The sequence below is a fragment of the uncultured Rummeliibacillus sp. genome, assembly GCF_934216135.1.
Lineage (GTDB): Bacteria > Bacillota > Bacilli > Bacillales_A > Planococcaceae > Rummeliibacillus.
In genome coordinates, this window is the sequence record NZ_CAKQBI010000082.1 from 1 (window position 1) to 2506 (window position 2506).

Here is a 2506-nt window from a genome sequence, read left to right on the forward strand (position 1 = left end):
AGTTTTCAAGGTTCATATTGTGTCGCTTGTTTTAACGACTTGATTATTATATCAAATCTTATTTACGATGTCAACAAATTTTTTATTCAAGTTATTTTGTTACCGTCTTGTTTCAGCGACTTAAATATCTTAACATGCATTCCACCTGAAGTCAACACTTCTTTTAGAAATTTTAATATTAATAGATTTCTGGCCTAAATTATAAAAAGAGTTGCTATATTTTAGTATTCAAGCCAGCTTACTGCTTAAAAGAGTTTTAGCTTAGGTCTTCTTTCATTTCTCTTTCATACCATCTTCTGAATAAGTTTCCAATCAAGTAGTTTTGACTACCTCCAGAATTATTAAACTCACAAAAAGTTCCAACAGCACCCGAAAAATTTAATTTATGAAAGGCTCGACAAGAAAAATCCCTTTTATGCAAAAGAAATTTCTACAACGGAGCAAACAATTTTTGACAAGGAGATAATAAAAAAGAAAATCCAAACAAATGTGAGGATTTAAAGGTAATTTCACTATTGTTCGGATTTTTCTTTAGCTAAAACTCTTTTGTCACAGCGTCATTTTATTTATTACATTATGGTTTTGCAATTTTTTAAGTTCTACTTTGCCGTTTTTCTTTTGCGAATTGCAGTTAAGAATGCCACCACTGCCGCAAGTAAAGTTCCTATACAGCTAAAGTAACTGACGATGAGTTGTCTTCCCCAGGTTGAGGTAAAGCATTTTGAGTGCTACCAGCATCCAACTTAAAAATTACTTTATCCATTTTTGTTTTTGAATCATAATTATTTGATGATTTATTGTTACTAGTCCTTGAATCTGTTGTGCTACCATTTGATTTCTGAGGTGTTTCTTCATCGTTTCCTGGATCAGTTGTTTCTTGGTAATCCCAACAGTGTGTTTCTCCAGCACCTAAAAACTCATTAACAATTATAGAACCATCAATATTAGAGGTACCTTTTAATGTAGCTCCTGTTGCTAGAATTGTTCCTTGCCATGCTTTTTGAAGATTAATCAATCCTGTAAATCCATTCGCTGAAGTAGAATCATTAAAGTTCCACAAAAGATTAGCATCGCTGAAATCAACTGCTTCATAGTTATTTCGATTCGATGTTATACCATCAGGATTTACATAACTAAAATTAATTTTCTTTTGTACATTCAATTCTTTTTTGGCTTTTAAATCAACATTGAGTATAACATTTGTTCCTTTTTTAGCCCTTTAATAATTAGGTCGCCTGATGAGTCTATTAAATCTTCTGGGTCAATATTTAATATTATCGTATTATCTTTAACTTCAAACTTAGATAAATCTAAAGTATAGCTTGATCCTAATTTATCAAGAACAACTGTTTTGTCATCCTTTGTTTTATTTGCCAAGGATTTTGAAGTTGCAGCCAACTGGGAAAATTCTTCTTCAAAATTGATATATGTTGTATCAGTATCTTGATAAACTTGTTTGATATGATCTAATTTCGTTCCATTAATGGCTACATCATTTCCGTTGTTTACGACACTTAGATTAACATCTTTACCTACTACTAATTTCGCGATCCTGAACACCTGATGAACTAGTAAAGTTTACTCTGTCTTTAATAGATTGAATATATGTAATGTCTGTTTTTTAATTATCTGCGCTATTCAAATCACCATGTTGGTTGGTACCAAAGTCGGCATTCATTCCAGTCAGCTCTTTAACAGCAACATTCCCATTTGTATTAGATGCAATTTCTGATTTATTTTCAAATATGCGGAAGTTTTGAGCGATACCTAACGTATTTTCATCAACATTATTATTATACCTTTTTTAATATATTCCTTTACGTCTCCTGAACCTTGAATAATCTTATCATCAGAAATTGGTTTTTTTGTAAGTTTGTTAGTATTTTTTTCAGACATAACTTTATTTTCTTCTGTTTTGTTTTCGATTGAATCAACATTTTTCTCTACTTGTTGTACTTCACTTGTTTGATTATTGCTAGCTGCTTTAACATTTTGTTCATCTTTAATAGTTTGAGTTTCCATACTTTCAACAGAAATAGCATCCTTTTCTTTGGCTGATGCATCTAAAGCTGAATAGTTATTTGTTAATGCCGCACTAAGAAAAACCTCAAATAACATAAAAGTTATTTGAGGTTGAATTTTTACTATTTTCTACTTTTTATAAACTCAAAAGTGAATATTACAAAAAGCATGGCCAATAAGATGCAATGAAACATTTGGATATTTGTCCATATATCCCGAAGTCCTTATGCGCTATACCTACAGGAATTGAGATTAGACTTCATTCTCTATATACTCAATAATAAAAAGCTCTTTGTAAGGCTCTTAATCGTTCAAACCGTCGAAAGCCAAATGCATTTCTTTAATCCTTCGACAAAACCATTTGAATAGCCAAAAGAAAAAGCACAACTGAATAAACAGTTGTGCTTTTAATGTGCCTAGCAACGTCCTACTCTCGCAGGGGGACAGCCCCCAACTACCATTGGCGCTAAAGAGCTTAACTTCT

At 31.7% G+C, this 2506-nt stretch carries 4 protein-coding genes; all 4 read right to left on the reverse strand.

Annotation, left to right across the window (positions count from 1 at the left end):
- Nucleotides 1-664 precede the first annotated feature (664 nt).
- On the reverse strand, nt 665-1162 hold the full coding sequence (locus Q0977_RS18140; protein WP_299516588.1) for a collagen-binding domain-containing protein: 498 nt from the start codon (nt 1160-1162) through the stop codon (nt 665-667).
- A gap of 14 nt (nt 1163-1176) precedes the next feature.
- Nucleotides 1177-1560 carry a collagen-binding domain-containing protein gene (locus tag Q0977_RS18145; RefSeq protein ID WP_299516590.1) on the reverse strand — a complete coding sequence of 128 codons (384 nt, stop codon included), beginning with the start codon at nt 1558-1560 and terminating at the stop codon, nt 1177-1179.
- A gap of 207 nt (nt 1561-1767) precedes the next feature.
- Nucleotides 1768-2118: a hypothetical protein gene (locus Q0977_RS18150; protein WP_299516592.1), complete on the reverse strand. Its 351-nt coding sequence runs from the start codon at nt 2116-2118 to the stop codon at nt 1768-1770.
- Nucleotides 2119-2325: 207 nt separating this feature from the next.
- The coding region (locus tag Q0977_RS18155) for a hypothetical protein (protein WP_299516594.1) at nt 2326-2506 on the reverse strand (181 nt) is incomplete at its 5' end.